Raw genomic sequence first — 23,301 nt, 5'->3', positions numbered from 1 at the left:
ATAACGCCCGGGACTGGCGACTGTTGACCCAAACCGCTTACAGGGCTTTGAGCTCCAGTTGCAGCTTCGCTGCCAGGGCCTGGGCCTCGAGATGGCCGGCCGGCGCCAGCAGGTACAGGGATGCACCCTGGGCCCGGGCCATTTCCCAGGCCTGGCTTACCAGGCGCTCGGCCACGCCGCGGCGTCGGGTGATCGTGCGTACGCAAAGGTGGGACAGGTACCAGCCGTCCGAGTGCCGTTGCAGGTATCCGGCCCCCAGCAGTCGATCGTTGAAGCGCGCAGCGATCAGGCGGCCTTCCTGCAGGGCGCTGGCGATCAGTTGCCGTGCGTCGTCGTGGGGAGCGAACAGCCAGTGCGGAGCGTCCTGGTAGATCTTCTGCAGGTCTTGCTGGTCCTGGTGGCTGGCTGGGTCCAGCGCTTGGACAACGATGGGCATGGAGGTTCCTGGGATGAAAGTGGATGGCAACGAACAGCGCAGTTGCGGCAAAAAAGGCGCTAGCAGTTTGGTTTCTTAATGTTTCGCAGATGGTAACCTCTGGCGGTTCGTCCGTCCTTCTGCGACTTAATGTCGCGCCTGCTCAAAGGAAGCTTTACTCAACCAGAACGATCGCGCCTGCGTGCCAAGGTCGTCGCAGGGGAGTGGCCGATGAACAATTCCAATAATTGGGGGAACATCCATGAGCTCTAGCACTGCGGCTGCCACTGCGCCCGCCCAGCCGGCGTTCTTGTCCAAAGAACGCATCATCGCCAAGCCCGGTTTCAACCGTTGGCTGGTTCCACCGGCCGCCCTGGCCATTCACCTGTGCATCGGCATGGCCTATGGCTTCTCGGTGTTCTGGCTACCGCTGTCCAAGGCGCTGGGCATCGGCGCACCCGTGGCTTGCGAGCCGGGCATGGGCTTCATCGCCCAGGTCTTCTCGTCCCAGTGCGACTGGCCGATTTCCATGCTCGGCTGGATCTACACTTTGTTCTTCATCTTCCTGGGCTGCTCGGCGGCGATCTGGGGCGGCTGGCTGGAACATGCCGGGCCGCGCAAGGCGGGCGTGGTGTCGGCCCTGTGCTGGTGCGGCGGCCTGCTGATTTCCGCGCTGGGGGTCTATACCCACCAGATCTGGCTGATGTGGATCGGCTCCGGGGTGATCGGTGGCATTGGCCTGGGCCTGGGGTACATCTCCCCGGTATCGACCCTGATCAAGTGGTTCCCGGACAAGCGCGGCATGGCCACCGGCATGGCGATCATGGGCTTTGGCGGCGGCGCGATGGTCGGTGCACCCCTGGCGGCAGCCCTGATGAGCCACTTCGCCACCCCCACCAGCGTGGGTGTCTGGCAGAGCTTCCTGGTGATGGCCGCGATCTACTTCGTGTTCATGATCGGTGGCGCACTGGCCTACCGGGTCCCGCCGACGGGCTGGAAGCCCGAAGGTTGGAGCGCCCCGGTGAAAAAAGCCGCGAACGCGATGATCACCCACCGCCACGTGCACGTGAACGTGGCCTGGAAGACCCCGCAATTTCGCCTGGTGTGGCTGGTGCTGTGCCTCAACGTGTCGGCCGGTATCGGCATCCTCGGCATGGCCTCGCCCCTGCTGCAGGAAGTGTTCGCCGGCAAGCTGCTGGGCAACGGCCTGAGCTTCAGCCAGCTGGACGCCGGGCAACTGGCGCAGATTGCCGCCATTGCCGCCGGTTTCACCGGCCTGCTGAGCCTGTTCAACATCGGCGGTCGGTTCTTCTGGGCGTCGTTCTCCGACTACCTGGGCCGCAAGAACACCTACTTCGTGTTCTTCGCCCTGGGCTTTGCCTTGTATGCGCTGGTCCCGAACCTCGGCCACCTGGGGAACGTCGCCCTGTTCGTGGCGGCGTTCTGCATCATCCTGTCGATGTACGGCGGCGGCTTCGCCACGGTGCCGGCCTACCTGGCGGACCTGTTCGGCACCCAGATGGTGGGCGCGATCCACGGTCGCCTGCTGACGGCCTGGGCGGCTGCCGGCGTGCTGGGCCCGGTGCTGGTGAACTACCTGCGCGAGTACCAGTTGAGCATCGGCGTCGAGCGCGCCGCGGCCTACGACATCACCCTGTACATCCTCGCCGGCCTGCTGGTGCTGGGCTTCCTGTGCAACCTGATGGTGCGCCCGGTGGCCGACAAGTACTTCATGACCGACGAGCAACTGGCGGCCGAGCAGGCGCTGGGCCACGACAAGGGCGCCGATAGCAGTGTCGTCCTGGAGTGGAAGGCGTCGCCGGCCAGCAAGCCGCTGGTGATCGCTGCCTGGCTGGTGGTGGGCATTCCCCTGGCGTGGGGCGTGTGGGTCACCCTGCAGAAGACGGCGGTGCTGTTCCACTAGGGACACGCCAGGTGCAGGAGCGGGTCAGCCCGCTCTTGCATGCGGGGTTGCTTGTCATGACAGGTACAGCCCCGCAGTCATTGGTTTGCGCCCGTCAGGATGTCGCCCCACGTGTTCCTGTTTGGCCCTTGTCGGGCCTATACTGCTCGCCTTTTTCGCCCAATGATTTTGCGGAGCTGGTGATGGCCGAACGTAAGGCATCTGTCGAGCGCGACACTCTGGAAACCCAGATCAAAGCCTCGATCAACCTGGATGGCACCGGAAAGGCCCGATTCGATATCGGCGTGCCTTTCCTCGAGCACATGCTGGACCAGATCGCCCGGCATGGGCTGATCGACCTGGATATCGAAAGCAAGGGCGACCTGCACATCGACGACCACCACACCGTGGAAGACGTCGGCATCACCCTGGGCCAGGCGTTCAGCAAGGCCATCGGCGACAAGAAAGGCATCCGTCGCTACGGCCACGCCTATGTGCCGCTGGATGAAGCCCTGTCCCGCGTGGTGATCGACTTCTCGGGCCGTCCCGGCCTGCAGATGCACATACCCTTCACCCGCGCCACCGTTGGTGGTTTCGACGTCGACCTGTTCCAGGAATTCTTCCAGGGCTTCGTCAACCACGCCAACGTGACCCTGCACATCGATACCCTGCGCGGCACCAACACTCACCACCAGATCGAGACCGTGTTCAAGGCCTTCGGCCGTGCGCTGCGCATGGCTGTGGAGCTGGACGAGCGCATGGCCGGGCAGATGCCTTCGACCAAGGGCGTGCTGTAATGCAGACGGTAGCCGTGATCGACTACGGCATGGGCAACCTGCACTCCGTGGCCAAGGCCCTGGAGCACGTGGGCGCCGGCAAGGTGCTGATCACCAGTGATGCCAGCGTGATTCGCGAAGCCGATCGAGTGGTGTTCCCCGGCGTGGGCGCCATTCGCGATTGCATGGCCGAGATCCGCCGCCTGGGGTTCGACACCCTGGTGCGCGAGGTCAGCCAGGACCGTCCGTTCCTGGGCATCTGCGTGGGCATGCAGGCCCTCCTCGAGCACAGCGAAGAGAACGAAGGCGTGGACTGCATCGGCCTGTTTCCCGGTCAGGTGAAGTTCTTCGGCAAGGGCCTGGTGGAAGATGGCGAGCACCTCAAGGTGCCGCACATGGGCTGGAACGAAGTGAAGCAGGCGGTGGATCATCCGCTGTGGCACAACATTGCCGACCTGGCGCGTTTCTACTTCGTTCACAGCTACTACATCACCGCTGGCAATGCCCGGCAGGTGGTGGGCAGCGGTCACTACGGCGTGGATTTCGCCGCGGCGCTGGCCGACGGTTCGCGTTTCGCCGTGCAGTTCCACCCGGAGAAGAGTCATACCCACGGCCTGCAGCTGCTGCAGAATTTTGCCGCCTGGGACGGGCGCTGGTAAATGGCGATCAAGAACGCCAAGCCGCCGCTCCTGACCCTCACTGCCGAACAGGAGAGCGAGGCGACGCACAAGATCAAGCGTTTCATGGAGGATCGGTTCGAGCTCGACCTCGGTTCGTTCGAGGCGGCGGAGATTCTTGAGCTGTTTACCCGCGAAATTGCTCCGCACTACTACAACCGGGCGATTTTCGATGTCCAGACGCACCTCAAAGAGAGGTTCGAGAGCATCGAAAGCGACCTGTGGGCTTTAGAAAAGAGCAGCTGAAAGCACCAGGCTTCAAGCTGCAAGAACAACAGACACGCATGCTTGCAGCTTGTTGCTTGCAGCTTGCAGCTCTTTTGACGAAGGAAAAAGCATGCTGATTATTCCCGCTATCGATCTCAAGGACGGCGCCTGCGTGCGTCTGCGTCAAGGCCGCATGGAAGATTCCACGGTGTTCTCCGATGACCCGGTGAGCATGGCCGCCAAATGGGTTGATGGGGGATGCCGGCGTCTGCACCTGGTGGACCTGAACGGTGCATTCGAAGGTCAGCCGGTCAACGGCGAGGTGGTCACCGCCATCGCCAAGCGCTACCCGAACCTGCCGATCCAGATCGGTGGTGGCATCCGTTCCCTGGAAACCATCGAGCACTACGTCAAGGCTGGTGTGAGCTACGTGATCATCGGCACCAAGGCGGTCAAGGAGCCGGAGTTCGTCGCCGAGGCTTGCCGCGCGTTCCCGGGCAAGGTGATTGTCGGGCTGGACGCCAAGGACGGGTTCGTCGCCACCGACGGCTGGGCTGAAGTCAGCAGCGTGCAGGTCATCGACCTGGCCAAGCGCTTCGAGGCCGACGGTGTGTCCGCCATCGTTTATACCGACATCGCCAAGGACGGCATGATGCAGGGCTGCAACGTACCCTTCACTGCAGCGCTGGCGGCCGCTACGCGGATCCCGGTGATCGCTTCCGGCGGCATCCACAACCTGGGCGACATCAAGGCCCTGCTGGACGCCAAGGCGCCAGGAATCATCGGCGCCATCACGGGCCGCGCGATTTACGAGGGCACGCTGGATGTGGCAGAGGCCCAGGCGTTCTGCGACAGCTACAAGCCGTAAGCTGCAAGGTGCAAGTAAAAAGCGCGGCCTCGGCCTGCTCTTACTTGCAGCTTGAAGCTTGAAGCTTCTTCATCGGAGATTAAGCCCATGGCGCTAGCCAAGCGCATCATCCCTTGCCTGGACGTGGACAACGGCCGCGTGGTCAAGGGCGTCAAGTTCGAGAATATCCGCGACGCCGGCGACCCGGTGGAAATCGCCCGTCGCTACGACGAGCAGGGTGCCGACGAAATCACCTTCCTCGACATCACCGCCAGCGTCGACGGGCGCGATACCACCCTGCATACCGTCGAGCGCATGGCCAGCCAGGTGTTCATCCCGCTGACCGTGGGCGGTGGCGTGCGCACCGTGCAGGACATCCGCAACCTGCTCAATGCCGGCGCGGACAAGGTTTCGATCAACACCGCAGCAGTGTTCAATCCCGAGTTCGTCGGCGAAGCGGCGCAGCACTTTGGTTCTCAGTGCATCGTGGTCGCCATCGACGCCAAGAAGGTCTCCGGCCCGGGTGAAACCCCGCGCTGGGAGATCTTCACCCATGGCGGGCGCAAGCCCACCGGGCTGGACGCGGTGGAGTGGGCGAAGAAGATGGAAGGCCTGGGTGCCGGCGAGATCCTGCTCACCAGCATGGATCAGGACGGCATGAAAAACGGCTTCGACCTGGGCGTGACCCGGGCCATCAGCGATGCGCTGGGGATTCCGGTGATCGCCTCCGGCGGTGTCGGCAACCTCCAGCATCTGGCCGACGGCATCATCGAAGGCCATGCGAGCGCAGTGCTGGCGGCGAGCATTTTCCACTTCGGCGAGTACACGGTTCCCGAGGCCAAGGCCTACATGGCCCAGCGCGGGATTGTTGTGCGATAGCCACTGGACAGCATGGCGGGCTCACGGCACTCTTGAGCACGCCATGGATTCCGGTAGCCCGTCATGTTCAAACGTCTTCTAGTGGTTGTCGCCAGCGCTGGTTTTCTGCTGGGCGGCCTGGTCCGCGCCGCTGAAACCGCCGACACCTCCCTGGTGTTGCTGACGGAAAACTTCCCCCCCTACAACATGGCCATCAACGGCAAGAACTTCGCCCAGGGTGAGAATATCAACGGCATCGCCGTGGATATCGTCCGCGAGATGTTCAAGCGTGCCGACATCAACTACAGCCTGACCCTGCGCTTTCCCTGGGAACGCATCTACAAGATGGCCCTGGAGCAGCCCGGCTACGGCGTGTTCGTCACGGCGCGGTTGCCGGACCGCGAGCCGCTGTTCAAGTGGGTCGGTCCCATTGGCCCGGACGACTGGATCATGCTGGCCAAGGCCGGCAGCAAGATCACCCTCGAGTCCCTGGAGCAGGCGCGCAAGTACCGGATCGGTGCCTACAAGGGCGATGCCATCGCTGAAACCCTGACCAAGCAGGGGCTGGCTCCGCAAGTGGTGCTGCGCGACCAGGACAATGCCAGGAAGCTGGTAGCGGGGCAGATCGATCTCTGGGCCACCGGTGATCCGGCCGGGCGCTACCTGGCCAAGCAGGAAGGCATCAGCGGCCTCAAGACCGTACTGCGCTTCAACAGCGCCGAGTTGTACCTGGCCCTGAACAAGGACGTATCCGACGAGGTGGTGGCAAGGCTGCAAACCGCCCTGGACGAGATGCGCGAGGAGGGCCTGGTGGACGAGATCATGGGCCGCTACCTGTAACAGCTATCGCGGGCAAGCCTCGCTCCTACGACATGGCACCGGCCTTGTAGGAGCGAGGCTTGCCCGCGATGCGTTACAACGGCCAACACCAAGCCTCAGCGGTAAATCCCGCCTTTGCCATGCCCGCTCATGGCCTGGTTGCTGCGCAGGCTGATCATCGACTTGATATCTATCCACTCGATGCCCTGGGCCTTGAGCCTGGGCAGCTCACGTTCGAGCACTGCCAGGGTCTGTGGATAAGGGTGGCCGATCATCACCGCCGAACTCTGTTTGCGCGCCAGTTTGATCGCGGTCTGCAACTGTTGGCTGATCGCCGCTTCGGTACGTTCGTCATCCAGGAACACATCCCGGGAAACACTGGCCAGGCCGATCTTCTGCGCTTCGGCGGCGGCCACCGTCTGGGCGCTGGTGCGGCTGTCGACGAAGAATTTGTGTCGCCGCTGCAAGTCGGCCATCAGCCATGCCATGGCCTGGGGTTGGGCGGTCATGCGGCTGCCCATGTGGTTGTTGATGCCGCTGGTGTAGGGCACGGCCTGGAAGGCGGCTTCCAGGCGTTTTTGCAGCTCTTCGACGGGCAACTCGGGGTGCCAGGCAAACGGCCCGGTGGCCGGGTCCATGGGCATGTGCAGGATGACGATCTTGCCGGCGCGATGAGCTTCACGGGCGAACTCGGCGGCGTGGGGCGTGTCCGGCATGATCGCCGTGGTGACCGGGCCGGGCAGGGCCAGTACGCGGCGGTCACGGGGCAGGTTCTGGCCCAGGTCGTCGATGATCAGAGTCACGTAGGCCTTGGGCGGGGCGGGGGGAGCAGCCTGGGCCGGGAACGAGCAGAGCAGGGCCAGCAACAGGCTCCCGAGCAGCCCGGAGCATGGCCGGCTACGAAGGATCAGGGTTGAACGCGACATGGGAATCAGCAATGGCCTTGGCAGTGGGAACGCCCTGGCGGACGCTTCGCCGGCGAACCGGCTCCCTGATTGGGAGTCGGCTGGCCGGCGAGGGTTCAATCATTTTCCGCGGGTGATGCTCAGGCCCTTGAGCAGGCTCAGGGCCTGGGCCAGCTGGTAGTCGTCGTCCTGCGGCATCGGCTTGGCCTTGCCGGCCGAACCACTTGGCTTGTCGGCGCCGCCGTTGCCGTTGCCCAGGTGACCCTGGAGGTCGGCTTCCTTGAAGTACTCGCCGTCCTGGGACTCGCTGGTGATCTTGGCGCGGCGCACCTCGATGTCCGGGACGATGCCCTGGGCCTGGATCGAACGGCCGTTGGGGGTGAAGTACAGCGCGGTGGTGATCTTCAGGGCGCGGTCGTTGTTCAGCGGCAGCACGGTCTGCACCGAGCCCTTGCCGAAGCTGTTGGTGCCCATCAGTACGGCGCGCTTCTGGTCCTGCAAGGCGCCCGCGACGATCTCGGAGGCCGAGGCGCTGCCGCCGTTGATCAGCACCACCATCGGCACGGCTTCGCTCTCGTCCTTGCCGGTGGCGGAGAAGCGCAGCTCGGAGTTGGCGATGCGACCCTTGGTGTAGACGATCAGGCCCTTGGTGATGAAGTGGTCGACCACTTCCACCGCTGCCTGGAGGACGCCGCCCGGGTTGTTGCGCAGGTCGAGGATGATGCCGTTGAGCTTCTTGCCGTTGTCCTTGCGCAGCTTGGCCAGGGCCTTGGAGACTTCCTCGCCGGTCTTGACCTGGAACTGGGTGATGCGGATGTAGCCATAGCCCGATTCCAGCAGCTGGCTCTTCACGCTCTTGACCTGGATGGTGGCGCGGGCCAGGGTCACGTCGAATGGCGTGCCGCCGTCGCGGACCAGGGTCAGGGTGATCTTCTGGCCGATCTTGCCGCGCATCTTGTCCACGGCTTCGGTCATGGTCTGGCCGCGGGTCGGCTGGCCATTGATCTTGACGATCAGGTCGCCGGCCTGGATGCCGGCCTTGGAGGCGGGCGTGTCGTCGATCGGCGACACCACCTTGATGAAGCCGTCTTCGGCGCCGACCTCGATGCCCAGTCCGCCGAACTCGCCGCTGGTGCTTTCTTGCAGCTCGGCGAAATCTTCCGGCCCCAGGTAGGCGGAGTGCGGATCGAGGTTGCTGAGCATGCCCTTGATGGCGTTTTCCAGCAGGGTCTTGTCATCGACAGGTTCGACATACGCGGCCTTGATGCGGTCCATCACCTCGGCGAAGGTGCGCAGTTCTTCCAGCGGCAAGGGCGCCTTGGTCGTCGCGGCGGAGGTCGATTGAGCGGTTTCGGCGGCAAACGCCAGGGGCGCGCCGATCACCAGGGCGATCGTCAGGGCCAGCGAGGTAAGGCGGGACAAATGCAGCATGTCGAACGAACTCCTAATTTAGATGCAGCGCTTATCCTTGCGCGTGGCACCACTGTGCCGGGTCGCTGGGGCGGCCCTGCTGACGAATTGCAAAGTACAGCGCAGGAGTGTCCTGTCCGCCACTATTGCCCACTGTGGAGATGGACTCTCCGGCCTTGACCACGTCGCCGGCTTCCTTGAGCAGCGTCTGGTTGTGCCCGTAGAGGCTCAGGTAGCCGTTGCCGTGGTCGAGGATCACCAGCAGGCCGGCACCGCGCAGCCAGTCGGCGAACACCACCCGGCCACCATGCACGGCGTGCACCTGGCTGCCAGCGGAGGCGCTGATCATCACCCCGTCCCACTTGGAGCGGGAGTCATCGCCACGGGTTTCGCCGAAGCGTGCCAGCAATCGACCATCGACTGGCCATGGAAGTTTTCCCCGGGCCGAGGCAAATGCGCCGCCAAAAGACGGGCCGGTGCTGGAAACCAGGGCGCCTGGTGTCGAGCGGGGCGGCTTGCGCGGCGCATCGCTGGTGTCGGCCTGGGCCTCACGCAAACGCTTTTTTTCGGCTTCCTGCTGGGCGATCAGCGCTTTCTGGCGCGCTTCCTCTGCCTCGCGGGCCTGGCGAGCCAGGGTCTCTTCGATGGTCTTGAGGACCTTGGCCAGGTCGGCCTGGTCCTGCTCGCGCCGTTGCAGCTTCTGGTCCCGCGCCTTGACGTCGTCGTTGAGCTTGGCCAGGGCCAGCTGGCGTTCCTTGCGGACCTTGGCCAGTTCATCGCGCTGGGTGTCGAGGCTGCTTTTCTGCGCCAGCAGCTGGGCCTGTTGCAGGGAGATTTCCTTCTCTACATTGGCCAGCTGGCGCAGGGTCTCGTTGAAGTTCTTCAACTGCTCCAGGCGGGCCTGGCTCAGGTAGTCGTAATAGGTGAGGGTACGGGCGAACTTTTCCGGATTCTGCTGGTTGAGCAGCAGCTTGAGGTATTCCTGGCGTCCGTTCTGATAGGCCGCACGGGCCTGGATGGCGATCAGCCGTTGCTGTTCAGTGCGCGCGCTCTGGAGTTTTTTTTTCTCCTCATCGAGTCGCTGCAGCTCGGATTCGCTTTTCTTCAGCTCTTTCTGCAGGGCGTCGACCTGCTTTTCCAGCTTGCCCATCTCGGTCTCGGTGCCGCGCAGTTCCTTCTGGACGCCGGATTTCTCTTCCTGCAGCTTGCCCAGCAGCTTCTTCAGCTCGGTGATGTCCTGACGCGTGGCGTCCAACTGTTGTTGGGTTTGCGCGCGCTCGTCGGCGAAAGCCGGTTGGAGCAGGCAGGTCAGGACAAGGGCAATCAGGGCGCGAAGCATAGAGGCGGGCGACACCAGGGAAAGGGACGGCCTAGTATGCCCGCCCATCGCTGCAAAAAAAACGCCTCAAAGCCAACTGCTTTGAGGCGTTCGTCATAAAAAGCCGTTTAAGGCCAGTTATTGGGCCATTTGCTATCAGACCAGGATCGACTTGCCGGTCATTTCCGCAGGTTGCGGCAGGCCCAGCAGCTTGAGCATGGTCGGTGCCACATCCGCCAGCACCCCGCCTTCACGGACTTTCAGCGCACGTTTGCCGACATAGATGAACGGCACCGGCTCGGTGGTATGGGCGGTGTGGGCCTGGCCGGTGCTCTCGTCGGACATCTGCTCGACGTTACCGTGGTCGGCGGTGATCAGTGCTTCGCCACCGACCTTTTCCAGGGCGTCGACGATACGGCCCACGCAAAGGTCCAGGCACTCGACGGCCTTCACCGCCGCCTCGAACACGCCGCTGTGGCCGACCATGTCGCCATTGGCGTAGTTGACGATGATCACGTCATAACGCTGGTGCTCGATGGCATCGACGATCTTGTCGGTGACTTCCGGGGCGCTCATTTCCGGCTGCAGGTCGTAGGTGGCGACCTTGGGCGATGGGATCAGGATGCGTTCTTCCCCCGGGAACGGCTCTTCGCGGCCACCGGAGAAGAAAAAGGTCACGTGGGCGTATTTTTCGGTCTCGGCGATGCGCAACTGGGTCTTGCCGTTCTTGGCCAGGTAGTCGCCCAGCACGTTTTCCAGGCTGCTGGGGGCGAAGGCCGCCGGGGCCGGGATGCTGGCCGCGTACTGGGTGAGCATGACGAAGCCGGCCAGTGCTGGCTGGCGCGAACGCTCGAAATCCTTGAAATCGTCCTCGACGAACACCCGGGTCAGCTCGCGGGCACGGTCAGCACGGAAGTTCATGAACACCACGGCGTCGCCATCCTCGACCTTCACTGGCTCGCCGATGGTGGTGGCCTTGACGAATTCGTCGCTTTCATCGCGTGCGTAGGCCGCTTGCAGGCCCTCCTGGGCGGTGGCTGCGTTGAACTGGCCCTGGCCGTCGACGATCAGGTTGTAGGCCTGTGCCACGCGGTCCCAGCGATTGTCGCGGTCCATGGCGAAGTAGCGGCCGACCAGGCTGGCGATGCGCCCCTTGCCCAGGGTCTTGAAGGTTTCGTCCAGCAGCTCGATGGACGACTGGGCGCTTCTGGGCGGCGTATCGCGACCGTCGAGGAAGGCGTGCAGGTAGATCTCCTGGGCACCGCGCTTGAAGGCCAGTTCGGCCATGGCCACCAGGTGGTCCTGATGGCTGTGCACGCCACCGTCCGACAGCAGGCCGAGGATGTGCACGGCCTTGCCGGCGGCCACGGCCTTGTCCACGGTGGCGCAGATGGTCGGATTCTCGAAGAACTCGCCATCGCGGATGGCCTTGGTCACCCGGGTGAAGTCCTGGTACACCACACGGCCGGCCCCGAGGTTCATGTGGCCGACTTCGGAGTTGCCCATCTGGCCGTCCGGCAGGCCGACATCCATGCCCGAGCCCGAGATCAGGCCGTTGGGCACGCTGGCGCACAAGCGGTCCAGGACCGGCTTCCTGGCGGCATAGACGGCGTTGGATTCGTGGCTCTCGCTGTGACCGAAGCCATCCAGAATCATCAGGACCAAAGGTTTAGGCGTGGTAGTCATGGCGTCCACTCGTGGCTGGATAAGGAGGAGTTGAAAAAGGGAGTGGCAGTTTAAAGGCAAGTTCCATCGGCGTCACCGCCGGGCGGGGTTTGGCCGACCTTGAGGGCTGTGTATACTGGCCGGCATTTTCACGCCCTGGAACCTCCTTCGATGGTTGCTCACCTGATTCAATTCGCTACTGAACACTATTTGCTCGTTGGTGCTTTCGCCATCCTCCTGGCGCTGCTGATCGCTCACGAATTGAGCCGTGGCGGCCGCAGCCTCAGCACCGGCCAGCTGACTGCGCTGGTCAACAGCGAGCAGGGCGTGGTGGTCGATCTGCGTCCATCCAAGGATTACGCCGCGGGCCATATCGTCGGCGCGCTGAACATTCCCCAGGACAAGCTGGCCGCCCGTGTCGGCGAGCTGGAGAAGCACAAGGCCAAGACCATCATCCTGGTCGATGCCCAGGGCCAGCACGCCGGCGCTCACGCCCGCGAGCTGATGAAGTCCGGCTTCACCGCGGCCAAGCTGTCCGGCGGTGTCGCCAGCTGGAAGGCGGATAACCTGCCGTTGGTGAAGTAATGTCCCAGGTCATCGTCTACTCCAGTGATTACTGCCCTTATTGCTCGCGAGCCAAGCACCTGCTCGCCAGCAAAGGCGTAGCCTTCGAAGAGATCAAGGTCGATGGCAAGCCGCAGGTGCGCGCCGAAATGACCCAGAAGGCCGGACGCACGTCCGTGCCGCAGATCTGGATCGGTGCCACCCACGTAGGTGGTTGTGATGATTTGTTTGCCCTGGAGCGCGCCGGCAAGCTCGACGCGCTGCTGGCAGCCTGAAACTTCCCTTATAGACCCCGAGATCAAGAAGGATCTGAGATGACTGACCAACAGAACACTGCTGCTGCCGAAGACGAAAGCGCACCGCAATTCTCCCTGCAGCGCATCTACGTGCGTGACCTGTCCTTCGAAGCGCCGAAAAGCCCGGCGATCTTCCGCCAGCAGTGGGAGCCGAGCGTCGCCCTTGACCTCAACACCCGCCAGAAGGCCCTGGAAACCGATTTCCACGAAGTGGTGCTGACCCTGTCCGTGACCGTGAAGAACGGCGACGAAGTAGCCTTCATCGCTGAAGTGCAGCAGGCTGGCATCTTCCTGATCAAGAACCTGGACGAGGCTTCCATGAGCCACACCCTGGGTGCCTTCTGCCCGAACATCCTGTTCCCTTACGCTCGTGAAGCGCTGGACAGCCTGGTGACCCGTGGTTCGTTCCCGGCCCTGATGCTGGCTCCGGTGAACTTTGACGCGCTGTACGCCCAGGAGCTGCAACGCGTGCAGGCCGCTGGCGAAAACACTGTTCAATAAGCGTTTCGCCCAGTCATGAAAAAAGCGCCCTTGACGGCGCTTTTTTCATGGCTGGGTGAAACATAGGGGTAGGCGTGAGGCTTGCTCGCGATAGCGGCGATGCGAAACGCGTTACCGTTCATCGCGAGCAAGCTTCGCTCCTACACAAGCAGGAGCTTATTTGAAGCCCAGTTGCCGCCAGCCTTCGTAGACCGCCACCGCCACGGTGTTGGACAGGTTGAGGCTGCGACAGCCTTCGCGCATCGGCAGGCGCAGGCGCTGCTCGGCGGGCAGGGCGTCCAGCACGTCCGTCGGCAGGCCACGGCTTTCCGGGCCGAACAGAAAGGCATCGCCTTCCTGGAAACTGGCGTCGTGGAAGGGCCGCGAGCCTTTGGTGGTGAAGGCGAACAGGCGGGGATGGCCGAGGCCTGCCAGGCAGCTGGCAAGGTCGGGGTGGCGTTGCAGGGTGGCGTATTCGTGATAGTCGAGGCCGGCGCGGCGCAGGCGCTTGTCGTCCATTTCGAAACCCAGCGGCTCGATCAAATGCAGGTGGCAGCCGCTATTGGCGCACAGCCTGATAACGTTGCCGGTATTCGGCGGAATTTCTGGTTGGAAGAGGATGACGTGAAACATGCACGGCTCCGAAGAAAAAGACAGGCAGCATTCTACGCCTGAAGCGTACACGCGGCCGAAGCTAATGCTGCGAGTGTTCGGCTCGCTGGCGATTGTCGGGATGATGGTCGGCTTGATGATCGGCCGCCTGACCCAGCCTGAACCGGTGCAACTGCTCGAGGTCCAGAGCATGCCCGATGGCCTGGTGGTCTGGTTCAATCATGAGCCCAAGGTCCATGGCGAACATGTCGAGGGGGCGGTGGCGCTGCTGTTCGATGCAACGGGCCAGGCACGGCAGGGGCAATTGCAGGTCAACCAGCGGGCAGTGAACTGGCGGGTGCGCCTGGCGGATCAGGGCCTGTTGCTGAACCTGGTGGCCGCTCGTCCGCTGCGGGGGCAGTGGAGCGGGGAGGAAGTGGACGGGCGCTGGCGGCTGGAAGTCCGCCTGCGCGAGCAATAAAAGAGGGAAACCCCGGCCTGCCTGTACCAAGGCCCCCAAAGTGGCAGGGACTGATCGCCTTGCTGGCGATGAGCCCCGGTGTAAAGAAGGGGATTCCCGGCCTGCCTGTACCAGGGTCCCCAAAAGCGTGGTCCGGCGTCTTGAACGTGGCGGACCGGGATTAAAGAGGGGAATCCTCGGCCTGCCTGTACCAAGGTCCCCGAAACGGGTGAGCGGTGGTGCTCGTGATCTTGTTGTTGCAGGGGGCGTGCCAACTCAGGCTTGAACTGTTCGGTTAATTGCAGGGTCAAGCTGGAGGCCCCGGTTCTCGGGGCTTTCGCCGCTTTGTTGAGTTTTTCTTGTCCGGCCTGGCGCGGCCGTTTGGAAGCGCATCCTCCGTCTGGCTGAGCCTTTTGGCGGTGCAGGCTCACCATTTCGGTGCACGAAAAGCATCGCGGGCAAGCCTCGTTCCTACGAAACACAAGGTCCGTAGGAGCGAGGCGTGCCCGCGATAGGGGTTACACAACAGCAGCTCAAGCCTCGTCGCTATCCTCCTCGTCGCCCCCATCGACCTTCATGCCCAGTTCCTTGATCTTGCGGGTCAGGGTATTGCGCCCCCAGCCCAGCAGGACGGCGGCATCGCGGCGTCGGCCGGCGGTGTGCTTGAGGGCCGTCTCGATCATGATCCGCTCGAAGCTCGGCACCGCGCTGTCCAGCAGGTTGGACTGGCCACGGGACAGGGCCTGGTCGGCCCACTGGCGCAGGGCCTGCTCCCAGTTGGTCACCGGAGCCGAATCCTGGGGCAGGCTCAGCAGCTCCGGCGGCAGGTCGCCGATATGCACTTCGCGGCCGGAGGCCATGACGGTGATCCAGCGGCAGGTGTTCTCCAGTTGGCGCACATTGCCGGGCCACGGCAGGTTCTTCAGGTATTCCTCGGTCTCGTTCTTCAGCAGCTTGGGTTCCACCGCCAGTTCCTGGGCCGCGCGGCCGAGGAAATGCCTGGCCAGGGTCGGGATGTCTTCGCGACGATCCGACAGGCGTGGAATATGGATGCGGATCACGTTCAGGCGGTGGAACAAGTCTTCGCGGAACTTGCCGGCCTGGACCAGGGTTTCTAGGTTCTGGTGAGTGGCGGCGATGATCCGCACATCGACCTTGACCGGGGTATGGCCGCCGACCCGATAGAACTCGCCATCAGCCAGCACCCGCAGCAGTCGGGTCTGGGTGTCGGCCGGCATGTCACCGATTTCGTCGAGGAACAGGGTGCCGCCGTCGGCCTGCTCGAAGCGTCCGCGACGCAGGTTGGCGGCGCCGGTGAAGGCACCTTTTTCATGACCGAACAGCTCGGATTCCATCAGGTCCTTGGGAATCGCCGCCATGTTTAGGGCGATGAACGGCGAGCTCGCCCGCGGGCTGTGGCGGTGCAGGGCGTGGGCCACCAGTTCCTTGCCGGTACCGGACTCGCCGTTGATCAGCACGGTGATGTTGGAGTGGCTCAGCCGGCCAATGGCGCGGAACACCTCCTGCATCGCCGGCGCCTCGCCGATGATCTCCGGGGTCCGGGTCAGGCTCGGCACCACCTCCAGGCCCTGCTGTTCCTGGGCGTGCTGGTTGGCGCGCTTGACCAGGGAGACGGCCTCGTCGACGTCGAAGGGTTTGGGCAGGTATTCGAAGGCGCCGCCCTGGTAGGAGGCGACGGCACTGTCCAGGTCGGAGTGCGCGGTCATGATGATCACTGGCAGGCGCGGGTGCTGCTCGCGTATCCGTGCCAGCAGGTCGAGGCCACTGGCCCCGGGCATGCGGATGTCGGAGATGATCACGTCGGGAGCCTGGCGCGCCAGGCGGCTCATCACGCCGTCGGCACTGTCGAAGCTCTGGGTCGTCATTCCTTCCTGCTGCAGGGCCTTTTCCAGGACCCAGCGGATTGAGCGGTCGTCATCGACGATCCATACGGTTTCACTTCGGCTCATGTCGATGGGGCTCCTTGTTCCAGTGGCAGAAAGATCGAGAAGGTGGTGTGGCCTGGATGGCTGTCACATTCGATCAGGCCCTGGTGCTGGCTGATGATGTTCTGGGTGATGGCCAGGCCCAGCCCGGTACCGTCCGGACGGCCGCTGACCATGGGGAAGAAGAGGGTGTCCTGCAGCTCCCCGGGAATGCCCGGGCCGTTGTCGATGATCTCGATCTTGGTCACCAGGCGGTGGCGCACGTGACCGATGGTGAACTGGCGCATGGTGCGGCTGCGCAGGGTGATGCGGCCCAGGCGCATTTCGTTCTGGGTGCTGATGGCCTGCATGGCGTTGCGCACGATGTTGAGCACCGCCTGGATCATCTGCTCGCGGTCGATCAGCACATCGGGAATGCTCGGGTCGTAATCCCGCACCAGGGTGATGCAGCCCTGGCTCTCGGCCTCCACCAGGCTGCAAACCCGCTCCAGCACTTCATGGATATTGGTCAGCGCCAGGGACGGCAGCTTGTTCGAGCCCAGCATCCGGTCCACCAGGTTGCGCAGGCGATCGGCCTCTTCAATGATCACATTGGTGTAGTCCCGCAGGCCTTCCTCGGGCAGCTCACGGGCCAGCAACTGGGCGGCGCCGCGAATCCCGCCCAGGGGGTTCTTGATCTCGTGGGCCAGGCCGCGCACCAGCATCTTGCTGGTTTCCTGCTTGGACAGCTGGGCCTCTTCCTTGGTGATGCGCAGCAACCGGTCCCGGGGGTGGACTTCCAGCAGCAGCAAGGTGTCGCCGTTGCTGAGGATGGGGGTTACCGCATAGTCCACGGTCAGGGTCTGGCCGGTGAGGGCGGTGAGCATGGCTTCGCGCTTGGTGAACGGGTGGGCCTGCTCCACTGCCTGGCGCAGGGAGCTCAAGGCCTCGGCCGACTCGGTGAACAGCTCGCTGATGAATTGCCCATGGCTGCGCTGGCCGCTGATGGCCAGGAGCATTTCCGCCGCCGGGTTCATGTACTCAAGGCGCAGGTCGGCATTGAGCAGGATGGTGGCGGTGGTCAGGTTGTCCAGTAGCAGACGGTGCAGTGGGTCGCTGATGGTCATGGGTAGATGGTGACCTCTTTTGAAGCAAGACAATCCGGGGCCGGTCCCGAAGTGCGCGCGCGGCTGAGGCGCTGCGGTGGAGAAAATGCAAAAACCAAACCAAGGCTCCGAAAAGAAGCGTGCAGCCCCTGAAACAGGCGTTTGAAGCCGGATTCTGTGGCGCTTTGCCAGCTCTGGCGGGTATTTTCGAACCAAAATGGGCTGGTATTGGCACCGGGGTGCAAGGTGTTGCACCAATATAGTGCATGAATGTGAACAACGCTTGACGGACGCGTCCAGATAGAAGAATCAACGCCCGTTTTTCAGCGGCGCGGGCCCACCCACGGGTTTAGAGTGCTCGAACCCGATGTTTCAAGGTTTAGGATGCGGTCATGGAAAATGCCCCTCTGCTGTTCCAGCTTCCCGACGACGACACCCTGTATCAGGCGCTGCTGGCGCGGGACCCGGCCTATGAAGGCTTTGCCTTTGTCGGGGTGAAGAGCACCGGCGTGTTCTGCCGCCTGACCTGCGCCGCACGCAAGCCCAAGCGCGAGAACACGATGTTCTTCGGCTCCATCAAGGGCTGTGTCGAAGCGGGATTCCGTGCCTGCCTGCGCTGTCGCCCACTGGAGCGGGCCGGGGTCCAGGAGCCTTGGGTGAAGACCCTGCTCGAACAGTTGGGCGGCGACCCGGAGCGTCGCTGGCATGAAGACGACCTGATCGCCCTGGGGCTGGACCCGTCCACCGTGCGCCGCGCATTCAAGCGCTATTTCGGTGTCACCTTTCTGGAAATGGCGCGCCTGCGACGCATGGGCCAGGGCATGCAGCAGCTGTCTTGCGGAGAGTCGGTGATCGAGGCGCAGATCAGCGCCGGGTTCGACTCCGACAGTGGCTTTCGTCGTGCCTTCGGCCGTCTGGCGGGCCAGCCGCCGTCGAACCTGCGGGGCCGGGAACTGCTCAAGGTCGATTGGCTGCAGACGCCCATCGGGGTGATGCTGGCGGTGGCGGATGCCCAGGTCCTGCATCTGCTGGAGTTCTTCGATCGCCCGGCGCTGGCCAGCGAACTGCAGAGCCTGCAAAAGAGCAGTGGTTCGAGCATAGGCTTCGGGCGTTTTGCTCCCATCGATCAGATCGAGGCCGAATTGCAACGCTACTTCGCCGGCGACGCGGTGCATTTCGCCACACCGCTGGCGATGAACGCCTCGGCCTTTACCCGTACGGTCTGGCAGGCGCTGCGCGCGATTCCCCCAGGCAGCACGTGCAGCTACGCCGAGGTGGCACGGCAGATCGGCTCGCCGACAGCGGTGCGGGCAGTGGCTCGGGCCAATGGGGCCAACCAGATTTCCATCGTCATCGCCTGCCATCGGGTGATCGGCGCTGATGGTTCCCTGACTGGCTATGGCGGCGGTCTGTGGCGCAAGCGCTGGCTGCTGGAGCACGAGCGACGCATGCTCCAGGCCGCGCAGGGGAGCCCGGCGGTGGCCTGAGCTGCGTTCAACGATGGACGCGCAGCAGGACGAACACGATCTCCGGGCTTTGCTGCAAGACTCGCTCGCCCTCCAGAACCTGCAGTACCAGGCGATGCCGGCCGCGATCGAGGTTCTCCAGTTGCAGCTGAGGTCCCCGGCCGGGACTGCCATGAGGCTCGCCGTCCAGCACCAGACGCAGGCGATGGGACGGCTGCAGTGGCGGTTGCAGCCGGGCCCGGATGCGCAGGCTGCCATTGTTGGCCCGCAGGGTTTCCTGGTCCGTGATGCCGTCGAGTCGGATTTGTGTGTAGGGCTTTCGCCGGGGCGGCGAAGCGATGGGCGAGGGGCGCACGATCGGCGCCCGGATCAAGCCGCCGGCCGGCTCCTCGATCGCCAGCGGCGAATCGCCCGGTGGCCGGTCGCTGAAGGTGCGATGGCCTTCGTCATCTATATAGCGATAGAGGGCTGCACTGGCCGGCAGCATGATTATCCACAACAGGCAAAAAGCCGCGACGCGCATGATCCCGATCCTCCTGGAGAGCCCCCAGCATAGGGCGCGCCGGGTACGCAGCGGGCCTGGTTAATCTTTGAACACACATAACTCGGCGGTGGCGCGGATCATCGCCAGTTGCCGGAGAGGGTCCACATCGCTGGCCTGGTTGGCCCGGGCCAGCCACTGCGGGCATCGAGGGTCGGTGCGGGAGGGGGCGAAGGCGGCGAGTTGTTGCAGCAGGCGCTCTTGCAGCTGATCGAGTTGCGTGCGGATCTGCCCGGCCAGCGTCTGGCGTGGTGTGTCCGGTGCCTGGCCTTGCAGGTGCCAGGCCGAAAGCCTGGCGTACTGCACCAGCTTGTTGGCCTCGATCTGCGCCGCGAAGAATTGCCCGACCGTAGCCTCATCCAGGCCATGGCGGATGGCCTGGGCCGTGGCGCCTGCGATCACCTGCTGCTCGCGCGGTCGGTCTTCCACGGCCTTGTGGCTGTCCCATTTGCTCAGGGCCACCTGGTCGGCAAGTGCCAGGCGTGCGCCGATGCTGCCCAGCAAGGGGGCGAGGCTGGCGGGGGCGTCATCGGCCCGGGCCAGGCTGGCGAGCAGGGCGCAGGCCAGGACAAAAAACAGGTTCAGGGACGACTTCATCTGCGGGCTCCCGGGTAGGTAAGGGGGCTGGCCATGATGCCTGCAAGCGGGCGGTGCGCCCATGAAAAATCCCCGGGCACTTTCTGGCGGGCATGAAAAAGGCCTCCCGAAGGAGGCCTCTCGATCACGCCGCTTGTGCGAGCGCTACCGGATCAGCAGCTGTAGTACAGCTCGTATTCCAGTGGGTGCACGAAGGTGCGAACCTTGATTTCTTCTTCGCTTTTCAGGGCGATGTAGGCGTCGATGAAATCGTCGCTGAACACGCCGCCCTTGGTCAGGAACGCACGGCCCTTGTCCAGCTCTTCCAGGGCTTCCTTCAGGCTGCCGCAAACCTGTGGGATCTCTTTCGCCTCTTCAGGCGGCAGGTCGTACAGGTTTTTGTCAGCGGCATCGCCAGGGTGGATCTTGTTCTGAATACCATCCAGGCCGGCCATCAGCAGTGCAGCGAAGCACAGGTACGGGTTGGCAGCCGGGTCCGGGAAGCGTGCTTCGATACGGCGGGCTTTAGGGCTCGACACGTAAGGAATGCGGATCGAAGCGGAGCGGTTGCGAGCCGAGTAGGCCAGCATTACCGGAGCTTCGAAGCCTGGAACCAGGCGCTTGTAGGAGTTGGTGGCCGGGTTGGTGAAGCCGTTCAGGGCCTTGCCGTGCTTGATGATGCCGCCGATGAAGTACAGGGCGGTGTCGGACAGGCCGGCATAACCTTCACCTGCGAAGGTGTTCTTGCCGTCTTTCCAGATCGACATGTGCACGTGCATGCCCGAGCCGTTGTCACCGTACAGTGGCTTGGGCATGAAGGTGGCGGTACGGCCGTAGGCGTCGGCCACGTTGTGCACGACGTACTTCAGGGTCTGGGTTTCGTCGGCCTTCTTCACCAGGGTGTTGAACTTGACGCCGATTTCGTTCTGGCCGGCAGTTGCCACTTCGTGGTGGTGAACTTCGACGGTCAGGCCCATTTCTTCCAGTGCGTTGCACATGGAGGTACGGATTTCGTGGTCGTGGTCGAACGGTGGAACCGGGAAGTAGCCGCCCTTGATGCCTGGACGGTGGCCCTTGTTGCCGCCTTCCACGTCCTGGTCGGACATCCACGAGCCTTGCTCGGAGTAGATCTTGAACATCGAGCCGGAGATGTCGGACTTGAACTTCACCTGGTCGAAGATGAAGAACTCAGGCTCAGGGCCTGCGAATACGGTGTCGCCGATACCGGTGGCTTTCAGGTGCTCTTCGGCGCGCTTGGCGATCGCGCGCGGGTCGCGGTCGTAGCCCTGCATGCTCGAAGGCTCGATGATGTCGCACACCAGGATCAGGGTCGGTTCTTCGGTGAACGGATCCAGTACGGCGGTTTCGTCGTCCGGCATCAGGATCATGTCGGAGGCTTCGATGCCTTTCCAGCCAGCGATGGAGGAGCCGTCGAACATCTTGCCCGCTTCGAAGAAGTCGTCATCCAGTGCATCACGAGCCGGCATGGTCACGTGATGTTGAGTGCCCTTGGTGTCTGTGAAGCGCAGATCAATCCACTTGACGTCATGATCTTTGATGAGTTGAACCGACTTCGACATAGTGTCCTCCGGGGTGGCTTCGGGCTTGATGTTGGAGTGCCCTTAGAATGTGGGTGATGCCGGCGCGAATACTCTGCCATGGCAACCTGCCTCACAAGGGAGCAAATTGCATGCCAGTGCCCTGGGATGGGTTTTGTGCGCCAAAATCAGGCTTTATGCGACCCATGGGCGCAAACGCCGGCATTTTGCGCACTGCAATGTAGCGCTTATTTGAATAAATGACCCGTTTTGGTGCACTGAAAACCTTCTGCACATTAACTGGTTAAACCTTGAGCAATTTCCGCTATAATCCGCGCCCCCCTTTTTCGGCTGGCCTAGCGCGCGCTGTTTTCATGAAACTAATCGTTAAAGTTTTCCCGGAAATCACCATCAAGAGCCGCCCGGTTCGGACGCGTTTCATCCGCCAGCTGGCCAAGAACATCCGTGCCGTGCTCCGCGACCTGGACCCGGCCGTGGTGGTCAATGGTGTATGGGACAACCTCGAGCTGGAAACCGCCGTCAGCGAGCCCAAGGCCCTGAAGGACATGACCGAGCGCCTGTGCTGCATGCCCGGCATCGCGCATTTTCTGCAGGTCGACGAGTACCCCCTGGGTGACTTCGACGATATCGTCGCCAAGTGCAAGCAGCACTTTGGCGATGCCCTCTCGGGCAAGGTTTTCGCCGTGCGCTGCAAGCGTGCCGGCAAGCATGAATTCAGTTCCATGGATGTGGAAAAGTACGTCGGCAGCCAGTTGCGCCGGCAGTGCGGTGCGGCGGGAATTTCCCTTAAAGAGCCGCAGATCGAAGTGCGAATGGAAATTCGCGACCAACGGTTGTTCGTGATCCATAGCCAGCACAACGGCATCGGTGGTTATCCGCTGGGTGCCCTGGAACAGACCCTGGTGCTGATGTCCGGTGGTTTCGACTCCACTGTGGCGGCCTACCAGATCATGCGCCGCGGCCTGATGGGGCATTTCTGCTTCTTCAACCTGGGTGGACGTGCCCATGAACTGGGCGTGATGGAAGTCGCGCACTATATTTGGAAGAAGTACGGCAGCTCCCAGCGGGTGCTGTTCGTCAGCGTGCCGTTCGAGGAAGTGCTCGGCGAGATCCTTGGCAAGGTCGACGACAGTCATATGGGCGTCATCTTGAAGCGTATGATGTTGCGTGCCGCGTCGAGCATCGCCGAACGCCTGCACATCGACGCGCTGGTGACCGGCGAGGCGATTTCCCAGGTGTCCAGCCAGACCCTGCCGAACCTGTCCGTGATCGACTGCGTGACCGACAAGCTGGTGCTGCGGCCGCTGATCGCCAGCCACAAGCAGGACATCATCGACCTGGCCAACCAGATTGGCACCGCTGACTTCGCCAAGCACATGCCGGAGTACTGCGGGGTCATCTCGGTGAACCCCAAGACCAATGCCAAGCGCCATCGCGTCGAGCATGAAGAGAAAGAATTCGACATGGCCGTGCTCGAGCGTGCTATCGAGCGGGCCAAGCTGGTGCCGATCGATCGAGTGATCGACGAGCTGGGCCAGGACCTCAAGGTCGAGGAAGTCGACGAAGCCCTGGCCGGCCAGATCGTCATCGACATCCGCCATCCGGATGCCCAGGAAGACGATCCGCTGGAACTGTCGGGGATCGAAGTGCAAGCGTTGCCGTTCTATGCGGTGAACGCTCGTTTCAAGGAACTGGATCCCAACCGCCAGTACCTGCTGTATTGCGACAAAGGCGTCATGAGTCGCCTGCATGCTCACCATCTGCTCAGCGAGGGACATGCCAATGTGCGCGTTTATAGACCGAGCTAAATGCCCGGGGCTGTTCGCCTGTGGCTTGCGTCACCGGCCCCCCGACGCCGCCGTCAAGCTGTAACGGCAAGGCCTGAATCTACTGTCCATCGCTGCCCGCATTGGTCAGCACACCGAATCCTCTGATCG

24 protein-coding genes are annotated in these 23,301 nt (G+C 63.1%); 13 read left to right on the top strand and 11 right to left on the bottom strand.

What is annotated here, in order from left to right; genetic code table 11:
• Positions 1-37: 37 nt before the first annotated feature.
• A complete protein-coding gene (locus LGQ10_RS17270) occupies positions 38-436 on the bottom strand; it encodes an acetyl-CoA sensor PanZ family protein (RefSeq protein WP_226522671.1) in 399 nt (132 codons plus the stop codon).
• Between the two features lie 241 nt (positions 437-677).
• On the opposite strand from LGQ10_RS17270, the gene LGQ10_RS17265 reads away from it, so the two are divergent.
• The 7 genes from LGQ10_RS17265 (at position 678) to LGQ10_RS17235 (ending at position 6,523) form a co-directional block, all read left to right on the top strand.
• Positions 678-2,339: an OFA family MFS transporter gene (locus LGQ10_RS17265; protein ID WP_226522670.1), complete on the top strand. Its 1,662-nt coding sequence runs from the start codon at positions 678-680 to the stop codon at positions 2,337-2,339.
• Positions 2,340-2,521: 182 nt separating this feature from the next.
• Entirely contained in the window at positions 2,522-3,115 is a 594-nt protein-coding gene (gene hisB / locus LGQ10_RS17260; protein WP_058438316.1) for an imidazoleglycerol-phosphate dehydratase HisB, read from the top strand.
• Entirely contained in the window at positions 3,115-3,753 is a 639-nt protein-coding gene (hisH, locus tag LGQ10_RS17255; protein WP_058438317.1) for an imidazole glycerol phosphate synthase subunit HisH, read from the top strand. Before hisB ends, hisH begins: the two co-directional genes overlap by 1 nt.
• Positions 3,754-4,017 carry a DUF2164 domain-containing protein gene (locus tag LGQ10_RS17250; RefSeq protein ID WP_058438320.1) on the top strand — a complete coding sequence of 88 codons (264 nt, stop codon included), beginning with the start codon at positions 3,754-3,756 and terminating at the stop codon, positions 4,015-4,017.
• A 91-nt stretch (positions 4,018-4,108) separates the two neighbouring features.
• The gene (hisA, locus tag LGQ10_RS17245; protein ID WP_058438323.1) at positions 4,109-4,846 is read left to right on the top strand and encodes a 1-(5-phosphoribosyl)-5-[(5-phosphoribosylamino)methylideneamino]imidazole-4-carboxamide isomerase; all 738 of its coding nucleotides are present in this window, start codon (positions 4,109-4,111) and stop codon (positions 4,844-4,846) included.
• Positions 4,847-4,933: 87 nt separating this feature from the next.
• Positions 4,934-5,704, top strand: a complete 771-nt coding sequence (hisF, locus tag LGQ10_RS17240; protein ID WP_015633827.1) for an imidazole glycerol phosphate synthase subunit HisF — start codon at positions 4,934-4,936, stop codon at positions 5,702-5,704.
• 63 nt (positions 5,705-5,767) lie between these two features.
• Positions 5,768-6,523 carry a substrate-binding periplasmic protein gene (locus tag LGQ10_RS17235; protein ID WP_058438324.1) on the top strand — a complete coding sequence of 252 codons (756 nt, stop codon included), beginning with the start codon at positions 5,768-5,770 and terminating at the stop codon, positions 6,521-6,523.
• A 95-nt stretch (positions 6,524-6,618) separates the two neighbouring features.
• Here LGQ10_RS17235 and LGQ10_RS17230 read toward each other — a convergent pair whose 3' ends face one another.
• From LGQ10_RS17230 to gpmI, 4 genes are all read right to left on the bottom strand, one after another.
• A complete protein-coding gene (locus tag LGQ10_RS17230) occupies positions 6,619-7,428 on the bottom strand; it encodes a divergent polysaccharide deacetylase family protein (protein WP_226522669.1) in 810 nt (269 codons plus the stop codon).
• A gap of 99 nt (positions 7,429-7,527) precedes the next feature.
• Entirely contained in the window at positions 7,528-8,838 is a 1,311-nt protein-coding gene (locus LGQ10_RS17225) for a S41 family peptidase (RefSeq protein ID WP_058438328.1), read from the bottom strand.
• Between the two features lie 31 nt (positions 8,839-8,869).
• Positions 8,870-10,156 carry a murein hydrolase activator EnvC family protein gene (locus LGQ10_RS17220; protein ID WP_226522668.1) on the bottom strand — a complete coding sequence of 429 codons (1,287 nt, stop codon included), beginning with the start codon at positions 10,154-10,156 and terminating at the stop codon, positions 8,870-8,872.
• 135 nt (positions 10,157-10,291) lie between these two features.
• On the bottom strand, positions 10,292-11,821 hold the full coding sequence (gpmI, locus tag LGQ10_RS17215; protein WP_226522667.1) for a 2,3-bisphosphoglycerate-independent phosphoglycerate mutase: 1,530 nt from the start codon (positions 11,819-11,821) through the stop codon (positions 10,292-10,294).
• 150 nt (positions 11,822-11,971) lie between these two features.
• On the opposite strand from gpmI, the gene LGQ10_RS17210 reads away from it, so the two are divergent.
• Genes LGQ10_RS17210 through secB form a run of 3 tightly spaced genes read left to right on the top strand, consistent with a single transcriptional unit; the run spans position 11,972 to position 13,161 of the window.
• Positions 11,972-12,385: a rhodanese-like domain-containing protein gene (locus LGQ10_RS17210; protein WP_058438338.1), complete on the top strand. Its 414-nt coding sequence runs from the start codon at positions 11,972-11,974 to the stop codon at positions 12,383-12,385.
• Positions 12,385-12,639: a glutaredoxin 3 gene (gene grxC, locus LGQ10_RS17205; protein ID WP_022639250.1), complete on the top strand. Its 255-nt coding sequence runs from the start codon at positions 12,385-12,387 to the stop codon at positions 12,637-12,639. Before LGQ10_RS17210 ends, grxC begins: the two co-directional genes overlap by 1 nt.
• 39 nt (positions 12,640-12,678) lie before the next feature.
• On the top strand, positions 12,679-13,161 hold the full coding sequence (gene secB / locus LGQ10_RS17200; protein WP_058438339.1) for a protein-export chaperone SecB: 483 nt from the start codon (positions 12,679-12,681) through the stop codon (positions 13,159-13,161).
• A 156-nt stretch (positions 13,162-13,317) separates the two neighbouring features.
• Here secB and LGQ10_RS17195 read toward each other — a convergent pair whose 3' ends face one another.
• The gene (locus tag LGQ10_RS17195; protein WP_226522666.1) at positions 13,318-13,773 is read right to left on the bottom strand and encodes a tRNA (cytidine(34)-2'-O)-methyltransferase; all 456 of its coding nucleotides are present in this window, start codon (positions 13,771-13,773) and stop codon (positions 13,318-13,320) included.
• On the opposite strand from LGQ10_RS17195, the gene LGQ10_RS17190 reads away from it, so the two are divergent.
• Positions 13,772-14,212 carry a hypothetical protein gene (locus LGQ10_RS17190; protein ID WP_226522665.1) on the top strand — a complete coding sequence of 147 codons (441 nt, stop codon included), beginning with the start codon at positions 13,772-13,774 and terminating at the stop codon, positions 14,210-14,212. The genes LGQ10_RS17195 and LGQ10_RS17190 overlap by 2 nt on opposite strands.
• A 512-nt stretch (positions 14,213-14,724) precedes the next feature.
• On the opposite strand, the gene ntrC is transcribed toward LGQ10_RS17190, so the two are convergent.
• Positions 14,725-16,161, bottom strand: coding sequence for a nitrogen regulation protein NR(I) (gene ntrC, locus LGQ10_RS17185; RefSeq protein WP_058435569.1), 1,437 nt, complete (start codon positions 16,159-16,161; stop codon positions 14,725-14,727).
• On the bottom strand, positions 16,158-17,243 hold the full coding sequence (gene glnL / locus LGQ10_RS17180; RefSeq protein ID WP_058435570.1) for a nitrogen regulation protein NR(II): 1,086 nt from the start codon (positions 17,241-17,243) through the stop codon (positions 16,158-16,160). Before glnL ends, ntrC begins: the two co-directional genes overlap by 4 nt.
• 371 nt (positions 17,244-17,614) lie before the next feature.
• On the opposite strand from glnL, the gene LGQ10_RS17175 reads away from it, so the two are divergent.
• Positions 17,615-18,709, top strand: coding sequence for a bifunctional transcriptional activator/DNA repair enzyme AdaA (locus LGQ10_RS17175; protein WP_226522664.1), 1,095 nt, complete (start codon positions 17,615-17,617; stop codon positions 18,707-18,709).
• 7 nt (positions 18,710-18,716) lie between these two features.
• On the opposite strand, the gene LGQ10_RS17170 is transcribed toward LGQ10_RS17175, so the two are convergent.
• The 3 genes from LGQ10_RS17170 to glnA form a co-directional block, all read right to left on the bottom strand.
• Positions 18,717-19,211, bottom strand: coding sequence for a DUF4124 domain-containing protein (locus LGQ10_RS17170; RefSeq protein ID WP_226522663.1), 495 nt, complete (start codon positions 19,209-19,211; stop codon positions 18,717-18,719).
• A 60-nt stretch (positions 19,212-19,271) separates the two neighbouring features.
• The gene (locus LGQ10_RS17165) at positions 19,272-19,826 is read right to left on the bottom strand and encodes a chorismate mutase (protein ID WP_226522662.1); all 555 of its coding nucleotides are present in this window, start codon (positions 19,824-19,826) and stop codon (positions 19,272-19,274) included.
• A 152-nt stretch (positions 19,827-19,978) separates the two neighbouring features.
• Complete coding sequence (gene glnA, locus LGQ10_RS17160; protein WP_226522661.1) at positions 19,979-21,385, bottom strand: glutamate--ammonia ligase; 1,407 nt, start codon at positions 21,383-21,385, stop codon at positions 19,979-19,981.
• A 332-nt stretch (positions 21,386-21,717) separates the two neighbouring features.
• On the opposite strand from glnA, the gene thiI reads away from it, so the two are divergent.
• Positions 21,718-23,172, top strand: a complete 1,455-nt coding sequence (thiI, locus tag LGQ10_RS17155; protein ID WP_058437669.1) for a tRNA uracil 4-sulfurtransferase ThiI — start codon at positions 21,718-21,720, stop codon at positions 23,170-23,172.
• Positions 23,173-23,301 lie beyond the last annotated feature (129 nt).

Origin of the sequence: Pseudomonas sp. L5B5 (genome assembly GCF_020520285.1) — a bacterium.
GTDB lineage: Bacteria > Pseudomonadota > Gammaproteobacteria > Pseudomonadales > Pseudomonadaceae > Aquipseudomonas.
Note: the sequence above shows the minus strand (reverse complement) of the source record. Positions and strands in the feature narration are given on the sequence as shown.